This window comes from Fuscovulum ytuae, assembly GCF_029953595.1.
In the GTDB taxonomy this organism is placed as follows: domain Bacteria; phylum Pseudomonadota; class Alphaproteobacteria; order Rhodobacterales; family Rhodobacteraceae; genus Paragemmobacter; species Paragemmobacter ytuae.
Map to the genome: position 1 here is coordinate 3,470,826 of NZ_CP124535.1, position 14,108 is coordinate 3,484,933.

At 63.3% G+C, this 14,108-nt stretch carries 14 protein-coding genes; 5 read left to right on the forward strand and 9 right to left on the reverse strand.

Annotation, left to right across the window (positions count from 1 at the left end):
- Position 1: 1 nt before the first annotated feature.
- A complete protein-coding gene (locus tag QF092_RS16775) occupies positions 2-1,408 on the forward strand; it encodes an FGGY family carbohydrate kinase (protein ID WP_281465681.1) in 1,407 nt (468 codons plus the stop codon).
- Positions 1,405-2,094, forward strand: a complete 690-nt coding sequence (locus tag QF092_RS16780) for a class II aldolase/adducin family protein (RefSeq protein ID WP_281465683.1) — start codon at positions 1,405-1,407, stop codon at positions 2,092-2,094. Before QF092_RS16775 ends, QF092_RS16780 begins: the two co-directional genes overlap by 4 nt.
- 3 nt (positions 2,095-2,097) lie before the next feature.
- Here the strand turns inward: QF092_RS16780 and QF092_RS16785 are convergent, their stop codons facing one another.
- Together QF092_RS16785 and QF092_RS16790 are read right to left on the reverse strand one after the other, a co-directional pair.
- Complete coding sequence (locus tag QF092_RS16785) at positions 2,098-2,688, reverse strand: hypothetical protein (protein ID WP_281465685.1); 591 nt, start codon at positions 2,686-2,688, stop codon at positions 2,098-2,100.
- Between the two features lie 151 nt (positions 2,689-2,839).
- Entirely contained in the window at positions 2,840-3,442 is a 603-nt protein-coding gene (locus QF092_RS16790; RefSeq protein WP_281465687.1) for a hypothetical protein, read from the reverse strand.
- 123 nt (positions 3,443-3,565) lie between these two features.
- Here QF092_RS16790 and QF092_RS16795 point away from each other — a divergent pair, with 123 nt between their 5' ends.
- Entirely contained in the window at positions 3,566-4,702 is a 1,137-nt protein-coding gene (locus QF092_RS16795; RefSeq protein WP_281465689.1) for a fumarylacetoacetate hydrolase family protein, read from the forward strand.
- Positions 4,703-4,773: 71 nt separating this feature from the next.
- The gene (gene ilvD, locus QF092_RS16800) at positions 4,774-6,615 is read left to right on the forward strand and encodes a dihydroxy-acid dehydratase (RefSeq protein WP_281465691.1); all 1,842 of its coding nucleotides are present in this window, start codon (positions 4,774-4,776) and stop codon (positions 6,613-6,615) included.
- A 129-nt stretch (positions 6,616-6,744) separates the two neighbouring features.
- Here ilvD and QF092_RS16805 read toward each other — a convergent pair whose 3' ends face one another.
- The 5 genes from QF092_RS16805 to QF092_RS16825 all read right to left on the reverse strand — a co-directional run bounded on the left by QF092_RS16805 (position 6,745) and on the right by QF092_RS16825 (position 11,817).
- Positions 6,745-7,737, reverse strand: coding sequence for an aldo/keto reductase (locus tag QF092_RS16805; RefSeq protein ID WP_281465694.1), 993 nt, complete (start codon positions 7,735-7,737; stop codon positions 6,745-6,747).
- Between the two features lie 161 nt (positions 7,738-7,898).
- Positions 7,899-9,617, reverse strand: a complete 1,719-nt coding sequence (metG, locus tag QF092_RS16810) for a methionine--tRNA ligase (RefSeq protein ID WP_281465696.1) — start codon at positions 9,615-9,617, stop codon at positions 7,899-7,901.
- 94 nt (positions 9,618-9,711) lie between these two features.
- Positions 9,712-10,254: a cytochrome b gene (locus QF092_RS16815; protein WP_281465697.1), complete on the reverse strand. Its 543-nt coding sequence runs from the start codon at positions 10,252-10,254 to the stop codon at positions 9,712-9,714.
- Complete coding sequence (locus tag QF092_RS16820; RefSeq protein WP_281465700.1) at positions 10,254-10,826, reverse strand: YceI family protein; 573 nt, start codon at positions 10,824-10,826, stop codon at positions 10,254-10,256. The genes QF092_RS16815 and QF092_RS16820 overlap by 1 nt, the downstream gene beginning before the upstream one ends.
- Before the next feature lie 85 nt (positions 10,827-10,911).
- Positions 10,912-11,817: a fatty acid desaturase gene (locus QF092_RS16825; protein ID WP_281465702.1), complete on the reverse strand. Its 906-nt coding sequence runs from the start codon at positions 11,815-11,817 to the stop codon at positions 10,912-10,914.
- A gap of 110 nt (positions 11,818-11,927) precedes the next feature.
- Between QF092_RS16825 and QF092_RS16830 the strand changes: the two genes are divergently transcribed.
- Entirely contained in the window at positions 11,928-12,785 is an 858-nt protein-coding gene (locus tag QF092_RS16830) for a helix-turn-helix domain-containing protein (RefSeq protein WP_281465704.1), read from the forward strand.
- Between the two features lie 214 nt (positions 12,786-12,999).
- Here QF092_RS16830 and QF092_RS16835 read toward each other — a convergent pair whose 3' ends face one another.
- Together QF092_RS16835 and QF092_RS16840 are read right to left on the reverse strand one after the other, a co-directional pair.
- Positions 13,000-13,518, reverse strand: coding sequence for a lipocalin family protein (locus QF092_RS16835; RefSeq protein WP_281465706.1), 519 nt, complete (start codon positions 13,516-13,518; stop codon positions 13,000-13,002).
- Positions 13,506-14,057 carry a hypothetical protein gene (locus QF092_RS16840; RefSeq protein ID WP_281465708.1) on the reverse strand — a complete coding sequence of 184 codons (552 nt, stop codon included), beginning with the start codon at positions 14,055-14,057 and terminating at the stop codon, positions 13,506-13,508. Before QF092_RS16840 ends, QF092_RS16835 begins: the two co-directional genes overlap by 13 nt.
- Positions 14,058-14,108 lie beyond the last annotated feature (51 nt).

Sequence of the window (14,108 nt, forward strand, 5' to 3'; positions counted from 1 at the left end):
CATGGGGCGTCCGGGGAGCATCGCGGTTCTGGACGTGGGCAAGTCCAACGTGAAGCTTTCGGCCTGCGATGCCGCGGGCCATGTTGTGGAAACGCTGACCACGCCAAACAGGGTTCTGCCGGGGCCGCCATGGCGGCATCACGACCTGCGGTCACTGAATGAATGGGTGCTGGCGGGTTTGGCTGATCTGGGTCGGCGGCATCCGTTGGCGCATTTCGTGGCCTCGGGCCACGGTTCCGGGGGCGTCTTGGTCGGGGATGATCCCGATGCGGGCGGCGACGGGGTTGTGCTGCCGATGGTGGATTACGAACAGCCCCTCCCCGACGGCTTGGCAAAGGCCTATGCCCCTTTGGCGGGGGATTTCTTTGACCGGGGATCGGCCGTGATGATGGCCGCGACCCACACAGCGCGGCAGATGTTCTGGGCCGAGCGCGACCGGCCTGCAGATTTTGCGCGCGCGCGGTGGTGTCTGGGCATTCCGCAATATTGGGCATGGCGCTTGACGGGCATGGCCGTCAGCGAGGCCACGATCCTTGGCGCGCAATCGCATCTGTGGAATGTGGCGCGGGGCGATTGGTCACCCATCGTGGCAGGGCGGGGATGGGGGCGGCTGATGCCGCCTTTCGCGAAGGCGTCTGATGATCTGGGCCCGGTGCGCGCTGCATTGGAGGCCAAGGGTGTGCCGCAGTTGCGCGTGCATGCGGGCGTGCATGACAGTTCGGCCAATTTCCACCGCTATCGCGCAGCCGGAATGGCGGGGATTTGCGTGATTTCGACCGGGACCTGGATCGTGGCCCTTGCCGATGGGGTAGCGCTTTCGCGGCTTGACGAGGCGCGGGGAATGACACTGAACGCCGATGTGGCGGGCGCGCCAGTGGGCGGGGCGCTGACTATGGGCGGGCGGGAATATTCCGCCGTGGCGGGCGATCAGCCGGAGGATGCGCGGGTGGACCGCGCAGTCTTGGTGCGTTTGATCGCGCGGGGGACCATGGCGCTTCCGTCATTCGGAACGAACGATGGGCAATTTCCGGGCACGGCGGGACTGGGACGGATCGTGGGGCCGCCGCCTGCCTCTGCGGCAGAGCGGCATGCACTGGCCGTGCTTTATGTTGCGCTGTTGACGGTGGAATGCGGCAATCGGCTGGATGCCACGCGCGAATGGGTGCTGGACGGGTCATTTCTGCGCGATCCGGCCTTTGCGGCGTTGGTTGCCGCGTTACGGCCGGGGCGGGTCACACGGGTGAATGCCGAGGGTTACGGAATCGCGGCCGGGGCTGCGGCGCTGTTCCAGCCCGACCGCGCGATGCCTGCGCCTGATCTTGCCGATCCGCTTCCCTTGCCGGGGCTGGACGGTCTGACCGATTACGCGGCGCGTTGGCGCGCCCTTGCCGAGGATGGGACTAAATGACCGATGACGAGATGACCCTGCGCAGCCGGATGGTGGCCACCTGCCGGAAGATGAATGAAACCGGGATCAATCAGGGCACGGCGGGCAATCTTTCGGTGCGGCATGGCGAGGGATTCCTGATCACGCCCTCTTCGCTGCCCTATGACGTGATGCAGCCCGAAGACCTGGTCATGATGTTTTGGGATGGCACCTATGAAGGGCGGCGACCGTCATCGGAATGGCGGTTCCACCGCGATATCCTGAAGGCGCGGGCGGATGTGAATGTGGTGCTGCATTGCCATTCGCACTATGCGACCTCGGTCGCCTGTCACCACCGCACGATCCCGGCCTTTCATTACATGGTTGGGGTGATGGGCGGCACCACGCTGCGTTGCGCGCGCTATGCGACCTTTGGCACGCAGGCTCTGTCGGATGCAGCGATTGAGGCGCTGGAGGATCGGATGGCCTGTCTGCTTGGCCAGCATGGGCAAATCAGCCTTGGCACGAGCCTTGAAGGAGCGCTGTGGATGGCGGTGGAGGTGGAGACGCTGGCACGAATGTATGTGCAGGCCTTGGCCTTGGGTGAACCCCCAGTCCTGTCGGATGAAGAGATGGGGCGTGTGATCTCTCAGATGAAACGTATGAGCTATGGCCTTGGCCCAGAGGAGGAGGGGTCCAACGACGTTGCCCGTCCTCGCGCCCGATAGGGATCACTGTCCGGGTTGTTCCCAATCAAAGTTGCAGCTTGCAAAGGCAGGTTCGCCGTTGATCAGGGGAGGGATGGCCGAGGTGGCCGGGATGTCCGACGTGCCAAGCGACGGCGCGTCGCGTCCCAAGAGACCATACCAGCGGGTTATGTCATTCAAATAGGCCATGAAGATCAGGCGCTGCGACACGCGTGACAGGGCGCGGGGGCGACCAAAGGTATCCCCGAAGACCCATGTCTGATCCGTCGGGTCCTTGTAGAAAGCGAGCATGTGCAATTCGCCCGACGCGCTGTTGGGGCTTGCCGTGATCAAAAGGCCCAACCTGTCCGCCGGCATTCCGGCGCAGACAGCGAGTTGGGCATTCGAGATGCTCATGTCATCGCAATCGCCCACGGCGCGTTTCCCCGCGATCAGCGCCTCGGTCAGCGGGGTCCAGACATCGGTGCCGACGTCATTGCGAAGGACCATACGCTTGCGGACAAGGCTGTCGATCTGCTTGATCGTGTCGATGGTCGCACCGCGCGGCCAGCCCGCCGCCAGATAAGCATCCTGATATGCCACGCAGGATCCGACATTCGGGTGGGTGCGCGCCATGATCGTGGCTTGTGGTACAGGAATCGCCTTGCCACCGGGCGGCGGGAGAGTGTCCGCTGCCAAGGCCGAATGGGCCAGCAGGGCCGAAGCTAGAAAAAAGGCGATCTTGAGCATGGCTTTCCATCTGATGCGCGCCACGTATCATTCACACTTAAGGCTTGTCAGTATGAGCGCAATCCAGACTTTTGCCTTTAATAGACACCCCTATTGACTGAGTTGAACCTGCTTTGGTTTGTAATAACCCATACCAAAAGATGTAATACGTACCTTTGCAACGTATAATTGTGTCATTGATCGGGCCGCCCAAATTTCGGGCAGGTGTTTGGCTATTTTCGCGGGAAAACGGCCTTAGCTGGCGGATTCCCCTCCCGACTTGATCTGGATCAGGCCGTCCGGGCAGGTGGCTGTCAGGGTGCCCGCGACGCACGCCGCGCCCGGAGGACTCATCGTGTCCCGATGCCAAAGACCCTTCCTTATCCGTTTTCGTGCGGCGCTCATCCTTTGCACCCTGATCTACGGCGTCTTGGGTGGGCCGGCGCAGGCGCAATTCAGGGTCGGGGACTTGGCCCAAGACCTTTGCCACAGCCCGCCCATGCAAGAAGATGAGCGTGATCGTTTCCGGCGTCGCGGCGATTTCCTCCGTTTGTTGGAGGCATTGGCCGATGACTGCCCAGAGGTGGCCATGCTTTTCCGTCAGTTTGAAGTGGGCAGCATTGATGGCAATGAGGTGCCTTTGTCCCACGATACGCAGCACCTGGTCCTACCCATGCCGTGATCGCCGCTGTTTGGGCAGAGTTTCCACCCCGAAGGACGCTTGCCCTTGAGCACCGCCCCGCGCAAAAGTGGCGCGGCTAAGAGGAGGAAACGGGGGAAAAGAATGCTGAACCTGCCAGAGACCGGGGTCTTTGTCGGGCGTGTCTGGCGCCGGGGTCTGGGGCCTGCGGTTGTCACGCTGCGTGGGGATCGGGTGGTCGATATCACAACGCGGGCCGCGCCGACGATGCGCGATCTGTTAGAGGCCGAAGACGTGCCCGCAACCGTTGCCGCCATCGAGGGCGAGGATATCGGCAGTCTGGCCGAGATTGCCGCCGCTTCGTTGCAGCCGCGCGGGGGCACACGCTTGCTTGCCCCTGTGGACCTGCAGGCAATCAAGGCCTGTGGCGTGACCTTTGCCCGATCCATGGTGGAACGGGTGATCGAAGAACGCGCGGGCGGTGATCCCGCACGAGCCGAAGAGATGCGGGCCCGCGTGGCGGGGGTGATCGGCGACAGCCTGCGCAATCTGGTGCCAGGGTCGGAAAAGGCGGCAGAGGTGAAGGCGCTTTTGCAAGCCGAGGGGCTTTGGTCGCAATATCTTGAGGTGGGGATCGGCCCCGATGCCGAGGTCTTTACCAAGGCACCGCCGATGGCGGCGGTGGGTTGGGGCGCGGGCGTTGGGTTGCACCCGATCAGCCGCTGGAACAACCCTGAACCAGAGGTGGTTCTGGCGGTGGATTCCACTGGACGCATCGTCGGGGCGACATTGGGCAATGACGTCAACCTGCGCGATGTTGAGGGGCGGTCGGCGCTGCTGCTTGGCAAGGCCAAGGACAACAATGCCTCGGCGGCCATCGGGCCGTTCATCCGGCTGTTCGATGACGGGTTTGACCTGAACAACGTGCGGCGGATGGAGTTGGACCTGCGGGTGACGGGCGAGGATGGTTTCGTGCTGGACGGGCGATCCTCGATGGCCGAGATCAGCCGCGACCCCGCCGACTTGGTCGCGCAGACGCGCGGGGCGCATCATCAATATCCGGATGGTTTCGTCCTGTTCTGCGGGACGATGTTCGCCCCGGTGCAGGACCGTGACGCGATTGGGCAGGGGTTCACCCATCATGCCGGGGATGTGGTGACGATCTCTGCCGAGGCCTTGGGAAGCCTGCGCAATACCGTGCATCTTTCCACCGAACTGCCGGAATGGACCTTTGGCGCAGGGGCCTTGATGCGGAATCTGGCAGGGCGGGGGCTTCTGTAGCGGGGCAATGACTTGACCCCTGCGGCGGTGAATGCCATGCCGCAAGGGCAAGTTTGACGGAGGAGACGAACATGCCCGCCTATCGTTCCCGCACGACCACCCATGGCCGCAACATGGCAGGCGCAAGGGGCCTGTGGCGCGCGACCGGCATGAAGGATGGCGATTTCGGCAAGCCGATCATCGCCATCGTGAACAGCTTTACCCAGTTCGTGCCGGGGCATGTTCACCTCAAGGACCTTGGCCAGTTGGTGGCGCGCGAGGTCGAGGCGGCGGGCGGTGTGGCGAAGGAATTCAACACCATCGCCGTCGATGACGGCATCGCCATGGGCCATGACGGGATGCTCTATTCCCTGCCCTCGCGCGAGATCATTGCCGATAGCGTCGAATACATGGTCAACGCCCATTGCGCCGATGCAATGGTCTGCATTTCGAACTGCGACAAGATCACCCCCGGCATGCTGATGGCGGCGATGCGCTTGAACATCCCTGCCGTCTTCGTTTCCGGCGGTCCGATGGAGGCGGGGAAGGCCATCGTGAAGGGGCGTGAGCTTGCGCTTGACCTTGTCGATGCGATGGTCGTGGCGGCGGATGAAAGCTATACGGACGCCGAGGTGGAAGCGATCGAGAAAGAGGCCTGCCCCACCTGTGGGTCTTGCTCGGGGATGTTCACCGCCAATTCGATGAACTGCCTCACCGAGGCGCTGGGCCTATCGCTGCCGGGGAATGGTTCGACCCTTGCCACCCATGCGGATCGGCGGCGGCTGTTCGTGGAGGCGGGCCATCTGATCGTGGATATCACCAAACGCCACTACGAGCAGAATGACCATAGCGTCCTGCCGCGCAACATCGCCAACAAGAAGGCTTTCGAGAATGCCATGGCGTTGGACATCGCGATGGGCGGTTCAACCAATACCATCCTGCATATCCTTGCGGCGGCGCATGAGGGGGGCATCGATTTCGATCAGGATGACATCGACGCCCTGTCGCGCAAGGTGCCCTGCCTGTGCAAGGTCGCCCCGGCCAAGCAAGACGTGCATATGGAAGACGTCCACCGTGCGGGTGGGATCATGGCAATCCTTGGACAGTTGGACAACGCAGGCCTTTTGCACCGCGATTGCGTGACGGTGCATTCCCCCACCATGGGCGCAGCGCTGGATCACTGGGATATCAGCCGTACGAACCATGAAAGCGTGCGGCATTTCTTCAAGGCGGCGCCGGGCAATGTGCGGTCGGCTACGGCCTTTAGCCAAGACAAACGCTATGCCGAACTGGACCTTGACCGGGAAAAGGGCGTGATCCGCTCGGCCGAGCATGCCTTTACCAAGGAAGGCGGTCTGGCGGTACTGAAGGGCAATATCGCGCTGGATGGCTGCATCGTGAAGACGGCGGGTGTGGACGAGTCGATTTTTGTCTTCTCGGGCCCCGCCAAGGTTTATGAGTCGCAGAATGACGCTGTGGCCGGCATCCTGAACAATGAGGTGAAGGCGGGCGATGTGGTCGTCATCCGCTATGAAGGGCCAAAGGGCGGGCCGGGGATGCAAGAGATGTTGTATCCCACGAGCTATCTGAAATCGAAGGGACTGGGTAAGGTCTGCGCCCTGCTGACGGATGGCCGTTTTTCGGGCGGGACCTCGGGTCTGTCGATCGGCCATGCCTCGCCAGAGGCTGCGTCGGGCGGGGCAATCGGGTTGGTGCGGGATGGCGATATGATCGACATCGATATCCCGAGCAGGACCATCAACCTGCGGATTTCCGATGCCGAATTGGCCGAGCGGCGGGCAGCGCAGGATGCGCTGGGCTGGAAACCCGCCAAGCCACGTCCGCGCAAGGTGACGACGGCGCTGAAGGCCTATGCCCTGTTTGCGGCATCGGCTGATAAAGGGGCCGTGCGGGTGCTGCCAGAAGGCGCGTAAAGCGTTGTTGCAAAAGAAGAAAGAGGGCGTCCTGCACGGGCGCCCTTGTCATTTTCTGTCGTCCAATATCCTCGGTGGGTGAGGAGCGTGAGTTCCCAGGAGGGGCCTAGGCCCCCGCTGCGACGGTGGTCACCAGCGCTGATGGACGTGAGGGGCGATCAGCCGCGCATAGATCTCGCGGCAGGCCTCCATCGTCGCGGCGGGAAGGGGGGCGAGCGCATCGGCCCCCGCATTGGCGATGCTTTGCGCGGGCGTGCGCGCGCCGGGAATCACCACGGTGGCGGCTTCTTCCATCAGGATCCAGCGCAGGGCGAATTGGGCCATGCTGGCCCCTTGCGGCACGAGCAGGCGGAGTTCCTCAACCGCCTCAAGCGCCACTTCGTAGGGGACACCAGCGAAGGTTTCGCCTACATCGAAAGCCTCGCCATGGCGATTGAAGTTACGGTGATCGTCGGCGGCGAAGGTGCTGGCGGCAGTCATCTTGCCCGTCAGCATGCCTGAGGCGAGGGGGACCCGGATGATGGTGGCGATGTTGCGGGCCATCGCCTCGCGGAAGAAGAGCGAGGCGGGGCGCTGGCGGAAGAGGTTGTAGATGATCTGAACCGAGGCGCAGCCGGGATACTCGATGGCCTTCAGCGCCTCTTCGACCTTTTCGACCGAGACGCCCCATTGGGCGATCTTGCCCTTGGCCTTCAGCCCTTCCAGCCCGTCAAAGAGTTCCGGGCGATAATAAACTTCCGTCGGGGGGCAGTGGAGTTGCACAAGGTCGAGGCAGTCGACCCCAAGGTTTGTCAAACTGCGATCGATGAAGGCTTCAATATTTTCAATCGTGTAGCCTGCGGCAACATGGGGCGAGAGGCGGCGGCCTGCCTTGCTGGCGACGAAGGGTTTCGCGCCGCTGCGCGATTTCAACACGTCGCGGATGATGCGTTCCGAGCGGCCATCGCCATAGACATCGGCGGTGTCGACGAATGTCATGCCTGCGTCGAGCGCGGCTTCCAGCGTGGCCTTGGCCTCGGCCTCGGACACGTCGCCCCAGCTGCCGCCGATGGCCCAAGCGCCAAAGCCAATGCGGGTGACGGTCTGGCCGGTCTTGCCGAATTGGGTGGTGGACAGGGTCATGTCACGCTCCTTCTATCAGAATTGCGCGGTCCGTTCCGGCCCGCATTCCTTTTATGTCGCCTCCGCTGCCGCGTCGGCTCCGCCGGGGGGCGTTCCGCCCCCGTCGCCCCGCAAGGGGGCGTCCCCCCCTGAGAGTATTTGGGCCAAGATGAAGCCGGATGTCAGCTTCTGACGCCGGAGAATTTCTGTTGCCAATCCGTGCGTTCCTCATCCGTGATCTTGCGGAAGAGGTTTTCGGGCACGCTGAAGGCATGGCCTGCAGGAAGGGCGCGGATCGCGGCGGGGACGTCTTCGGGCCAGGTCCAATCATCCGACCCCATTGCCTGCATCATGGTGGCCGCGGCATCGGGGATGAAGGGCTGAGACAGGATCGCGTAGATGCGGATGAGGTTGAGAGAAAGGCGGACGATCGCCTCGGCCCGTGCGGGATCGGTCTTGACGGCCGACCAGGGCGCGGCGGCTTGTAGGTATTCGTTGCCGATCACCCAGATGGCGCGCAGTTCGGCGGCGGCCTTGCGGACCTCCATCTGCGCCATGAGGGTTTCGTAATCGCGGATGCGCGCGCCCAGATCAGCAATGAGGGCAGTTTCGGCGGGGGTGAAATCGCCGCCTGCGGGGATGGTTTCGCCGAGTTTGGATTTGGCGAATTTCGTCACGCGGGAGACGAAATTGCCCAGAACATCGGCGAGGTCCTTGTTCACAGAAGCCTGGAAATTCTCCCACGTAAACTCGCTGTCGGAATTTTCGGGCGCGTGGGAAAGGAGCCACCAGCGCCAGTAATCGGCGGGAAGGATCGACAGCGCCTGATCCATGAACACGCCGCGGCCTTGGCTGGTGGAGAATTGGCCGCCGTCATAATTGAGGTAATTGAAGGACTTGAGGTAATCCACAAGCTTCCACGGTTCGCCCGACCCAAGGATTGTGGCGGGGAAGGACAGGGTGTGGAAGGGGACGTTGTCCTTGCCCATGAATTGGTAATAGGTGACGTCAGAGGCACCCTTGTCGGTGCGCCACCAGCGTTCCCATGCCGCATCGTCGAGACCGTTGGCATCGGCCCATTCGGCGGTGCCTGCGATATATTCGATGGGGGCGTCGAACCAGACATAGAAGACCTTGCCTTCCATCCCCGGCCAATCCTGATCGCCCTTCTTGACCGGGATGCCCCAATGCAGGTCGCGGGTGATGCCGCGGTCTTGCAAACCATCGCCATCGTTGAGCCATTTCTTGGCGATGGAGGTGGTGAGGATCGGCCAGTCGGTTTTCGAGTCGATCCACGCCTCGAGCTTTTCTCGCAGCGCGCGCTGGCGGAGATAGAGGTGTTTGGTTTCCCGCACCTCAAGGTTCGTGGAGCCGGAGATAGAGGAGCGGGGGTTGATCAGATCGGTCGGATCAAGCTGCTTGGTGCAGTTTTCGCATTGATCGCCGCGCGCGGCATCGTAGCCGCAGTTGGGGCAGGTGCCGGTGATGTAGCGGTCGGGGAGGAAGCGCTTGTCATCGATGGAAAAGACCTGCTTTTCAGAGACTTCCGCGATCAGGCCATTTTCGGCAAGGCGGCCTGCGAAATGCTGGGTCAGGCGGTGGTTGCGCTGGCTGGAAGAGCGGCCGAAGTGATCGAAGGACAGACGGAACCCTTTCGCGAGGTCGGCCTGCACCTTGTGCATTTCAGCGCAATAGTCGGCAACCGGCTTGCCCGCCTTGGCGGCGGCCAATTCGGCGGGGGTGCCGTGTTCGTCGGTGGCGCAGATGAACATCACCTCATGACCCCGGGCGCGCATGTAGCGGGCGAAGAGGTCCGCAGGCAGCTGAGAGCCGACGAGATTGCCTAAGTGCTTGATCCCGTTGATATAGGGGATGGCGGAGGTGATCAGAATCCGTGCCATGGATGCGCCTTTCGTCCCGATGCGCGCGCTGTTTACCGCGCAGGGGCGGCAAGGGCCAGAGGCTTGGCGGGCTGTGGCGCGATTTGGCGGCGGATCAGTCGCGGGCGCGGCCCAGGACCATGCGGCGGAGTGTGCCGTCGCCATCCATTTCGCGTTTCAGCGCGGCCCCCATGTGGAGAAAGAGGAGGGCGATCAGGACCTTGGTCAGCGCGTCATGCAGGGTGAAGGCGGTTTCTTCCCAGAGCGGGGAGATGGGGGCGATGGCGGGCAGGGTCCAGCGGTCGAAGATCACCACATCAAGGCCGGTGGCGGCGCTGCCGATCCAGCCAGAGAGGGGGATGGCAAGGAGAAGGGCGTAGATGGCAAGATGGGCGGTGCGGGCCATGATGGCCTGCCGGCCGCCCCCCATCGGACGCGGCGGGGGGGTGTAGAGATGCCAGAGGATGCGGGCGAGCATCAGGGAAAGAGTGAGGATTCCCAAAGACTTGTGCAGGCCATAGAGCCAGAGGTTGGCCAGGCCCGGTTCCATGTCGGAAAGCCTGAGGCCCAAGGACAGCATCACCACAACCAGCCCCGCGATGCCCCAGTGAAGCAGGCGGGAGATCAGGCCGAAGCGATCGGCGCTGTTCTTCAGCATCAGTCGGCCCGGGCGATACGGGCGAGGATGGTGAGGCGGACCTCATCCCCCACCATGTCTGACCAGCCAGTTGCACCGTAATCAGAGCGTTGGACCGCCCCGGTGAGGCGGACGGTAAGCTGGCTGAGATCGCCCGCCTCGGTTCCCTTTTGCCGCCAGATCATGGCGTCAAGCGTGACCAGGCGGGTGACGCCCCGGATGGTGAGAAGGCCATCCACCGCTGCGCCATCACCGTCCGGACGGATCGCGGTGGATTGGAAGGACATTTCAGGAAAACTTTTGGAATCAAGGACTTTCGGCCCCTTGAGCGCCTGTGCCGCAAAGGGGAAAGAGGCTTTGGCCCCGGTCACATCAAGGGCGACGGCGATTTGGGAGTTTTCCACCCGGTCGAAATCGAGGATCAGATCGGCGGTTTTGACGGGCATGTCGCCGGTAATGAGGTCGGGGCCGAAATCGGTTTCGAAGCCCACGGAGGATTTGTCGGCCTCAAGGATATAAGGCACCGGGCGGGCGGTGGCGGGGAGGGTCGTCAGGGCGAGGGTGGCGAGGGTGGCGAGGATGGACGGGCGCATGGGATGCCTCCTGCTATGGGGCCATCATAGCAGGAAAACATCCTTGCGTATCGGGGCTTTGCGCGGGGGAGATGGGGGATTTCGCTTAAGGCTTGTCCGGCCCCGGCATCAGGGGATGGGGCACAGGGTCCTTGGCGCGGAACAGGTGGGCGCGGAAAATCTCGGCATAGCTGCGGTAGAGGTAACCGTCATTCCGGCGCAGGTAGTGGTCGCGGTTCGCAGCATAGAGCGCGGGCAGGCGATACCACGGAACGGCGGGGTGCATGTGATGCACGACGTGGAAATTATTGTTCAAAAACAAAAGGGAAAGCGGGCCGCGATCTTCAATCACCACGGTGCGGGCGCGCGCGGCTTCGTGGGCGCGGTGTTCAAGGAAGGTGCGGATCTTCAGCAGGCCATGCCCGATCCATGCGGCGAGAAGATAGGCCCACCACGGCATGGCTGCCGCCCAAAGCCAGAGGATCACGGGAATGAGGCCAGCCGCATGCAGGGCCCAATCGCGGCGCAGGCCGGGATCGTTGCGGATGACCCCCTTCGCCTCGGACGTCAGCCAGAGGACAGCGCCAAGGATGGGGCCGATGGTGACCCGGCCAAGAAGGGTATTGTTCAAGCGAAACAAAGCCTTGACCCATGCCGGCTGGCGCACCCAGACCACCGGGTCGAAGAAATTCGATTCCGGGTCGTCATAGGGATCGGTCAGGATCGGGTCGTGGTGGTGGGCCAGGTGGGTGTCACGGAAACGGCCATAAGGCACGGTCAGGGTGAGTGCGGGGAAGGCGAGCGCCTCGTTCAGGGCGCGCGACTGGAAAGGGTGGCCGTGCAGGATTTCGTGCTGGAGCGAGGAGAATTGCGCGATGGCGAGGCCGGTCAGGAGGATGCCAAGAAAGACGTTTATTTCAGAGGCTTGCGTTGTTCCTATTGCCCATAGGCCATAGGTGGCGACGAGGAGGAGAAGGGTAGGCCATTCGATGGCCGGGCTGTCGTCGTGCAATCGCGAACCCCATGGTGACGAGAAGGTGGGGCAGGAATAGCACTTGCCCAAGGGGCGGATAATCTGGAGGATGGGCAACGAAAGATCACATTTGGTGAGGAAAATCACCGATGGTTGGGAAAATGGACAAGCGCGACCGCGCGGGGCTGTTTCGCGCGCGCCTGACTGAAGCGATGGCCGATAAAGCCATGACGCGCGCGGCCTTGGCGCGGGCGGTGGGGGTGGATCGGTCGACTTTGTCGCAGCTTTTGGCGGCCGGGACGCGGCTGCCGAATGCGCAATTGGCGGCGGATTGTGCGCAGGCATTGGGAATCTCGGCCGATTGGCTGTTGGGATTGACGGGGCGGCCAGAGCCGATTGCCGATCTTTTGGCGACAAGTCTTACCGTGACGGAAGCGCCGCGCGCGCTGATTGATGAGACGATCTTTGGCTGGCATCAGGAGGCGGCGGGATACAAGATACGGCATGTGCCGGCAACTTTGCCCGATATGTTGAAGACGCGGGCGGTGGTGGAATGGGAATATCGCCCGCAACTGGGCCGGACAGCCGAGCAGGCGCTGGGGGCGTTTGAGGACCGGCTGACCTGGATGCGCAATGCCCGGTCGGATTACGAGATTGCGCTGCCCTTGCATGAAATCGCGGCCTTTGCGGGGGGTGTGGGCTATTATGCGGGGCTGCCAGAGGCCGCGCGGGCCGAGCAGTTGGATAGGCTTATCCTATTGACAGAACAGCTTTATCCGTCGCTGCGGCTTTATCTCTTCGACGCGCGGCGGGTGTTTTCGGCCCCTGTGACGGTGTTCGGCCCCCTTCTGGCCGTGGTCTATTTGGGGCGGCATTATCTGGCGTTCCGCGACAGCGCCCGGGTGCAGCAGATCAGCCAGCATTTCGATTGGCTGGTGAAAGAGGCGGCCTTTAGTGCAAGGGATGTGACGGGTCATCTGCGGGAATTGCGGCAGGAGATCGGCTGATATCGGTTGTGCCCTGTTTTGTGCCGCATTCTGTGCAGCAAACTGTGGGCACGCAGCGGGCGGTTCGATGACTTTTCGTCAACGAAAGGTGATGGCGGCGGGCACGGTTGGGCTGGCAACGGCTGTGCCCTGTTTTGTGCCGGGTTTTGTGCCGCAAATTGTGGGCACGCGGCGGGCGGTCGGTTCACGCCTTGGCAAGGTTTCCCTGCGAAGATCAGCGCGTGAAGGTGGCGAGGCGCGAAATGTCGTATCCATTCCAGTCAAGGATATCGCGGGCAGCGGCGAGGCGGTCGGGCGACAGGGGCCCGCCTCGGTTGAGGATGAAGCCGAAGCTGCCATCCGGCGTGCCGAGGACGAGGGTACGTAGGTCGGTATCGGCCCAGAGCAGCCACCAGTCACGGTTGAGCGGTGCTGCGGCCTGACCCATGGGGCGCAGGCGACCAGGTCCGGTGATGGCGAGGGGGCCGGAATAGGCGATGTCGGACCCGTTCAGGCAGAGGCGGGCGCGGATCGCAAGGCCTGTAGGCGTGGTCGCAATCTCGGCCCCGCCGGGGTGGCATGTGGCGCGGCTGGTGGAGAAGGCGGCGGCTTGGGTCCATGTGCCTTGCAACAGGCGCAGGTCGAGGACGGCGTTGGAATAGATCGGGCCTTGGTTGCGGAAACCATCGAGGCGCGTCGTCTGGGTGCAGGCGGCGAGGAGGGTAAGGAGGAGGGCGGGGATCAGTCGAGGCACAGCGTTACCTCGGCCCCCGTGTCGAGGAGGACCGCGTTACAGCCGAAAAGCGGCTGGATCGGTGAACAGGTGCGGGATCGGGCAAGGCATTCCCCTTGGCAGTCATCCTTGCTGTCGCAGCCTTTGCCGCCGTCGCGGGTCTGGTAGACGCAGGCCATGCCGCCGCCTGCGCCCGCGCGGGCCCATGTGCCCCTGTCCTTTTCGCAGGCGATCTGGCTGGGCGATTTCAGGGCGGCGGGGATTTCGGGGGCGGTTTCCGCTACGGGGGCTGCTGGTGGGGTTTCGGCGGTTGCCGCTGCGATGGGGCGGGGCATTGGCCTTGGGTCCGTCGCAGAGGCTGTGGCTGTGGCTGTGGCGTCGGTCGCCGTGGCTTCAGGGGGCGATCCGGGCACCGGTGTCGGCGCGTCGAGCGTGGTGGTGGTGATCGCACCGTTTGTGACGGGGGTGGCGGCCTCTGGCGCGCGGTCGCGGCCCGGCAGGGACAGCTGGCAGGCGGTGAGCAGCGTCAGGGCAAGCAGGGGCGCAAGGAGGCGGGGCATTCACAGGTCTTTCCCGGGGCTATGCCCAGATGGGCAGAAGCGGGGCCGGGT

Excerpts from the sequence above, each read along its gene's own strand:
- QF092_RS16840 (WP_281465708.1), bottom strand. The coding sequence starts at position 14,057 with ATGCCCCGCCTCCTTGCGCCCCTGCTTGCCCTGACGCTGCTCACCGCC.
- QF092_RS16780 (WP_281465683.1), top strand. The coding sequence starts at position 1,405 with ATGACCGATGACGAGATGACCCTGCGCAGCCGGATGGTGGCCACCTGC.
- QF092_RS16830 (WP_281465704.1), top strand. The coding sequence starts at position 11,928 with ATGGTTGGGAAAATGGACAAGCGCGACCGCGCGGGGCTGTTTCGCGCG.
- QF092_RS16820 (WP_281465700.1), bottom strand. The coding sequence starts at position 10,826 with ATGCGCCCGTCCATCCTCGCCACCCTCGCCACCCTCGCCCTGACGACC.
- metG (WP_281465696.1), bottom strand. The coding sequence starts at position 9,617 with ATGGCACGGATTCTGATCACCTCCGCCATCCCCTATATCAACGGGATC.
- ilvD (WP_281465691.1), top strand. The coding sequence starts at position 4,774 with ATGCCCGCCTATCGTTCCCGCACGACCACCCATGGCCGCAACATGGCA.
- QF092_RS16775 (WP_281465681.1), top strand. The coding sequence starts at position 2 with ATGGGGCGTCCGGGGAGCATCGCGGTTCTGGACGTGGGCAAGTCCAAC.
- QF092_RS16805 (WP_281465694.1), bottom strand. The coding sequence starts at position 7,737 with ATGACCCTGTCCACCACCCAATTCGGCAAGACCGGCCAGACCGTCACC.
- QF092_RS16785 (WP_281465685.1), bottom strand. The coding sequence starts at position 2,688 with ATGGCGCGCACCCACCCGAATGTCGGATCCTGCGTGGCATATCAGGAT.
- QF092_RS16815 (WP_281465697.1), bottom strand. The coding sequence starts at position 10,254 with ATGCTGAAGAACAGCGCCGATCGCTTCGGCCTGATCTCCCGCCTGCTT.
- QF092_RS16795 (WP_281465689.1), top strand. The coding sequence starts at position 3,566 with ATGCTGAACCTGCCAGAGACCGGGGTCTTTGTCGGGCGTGTCTGGCGC.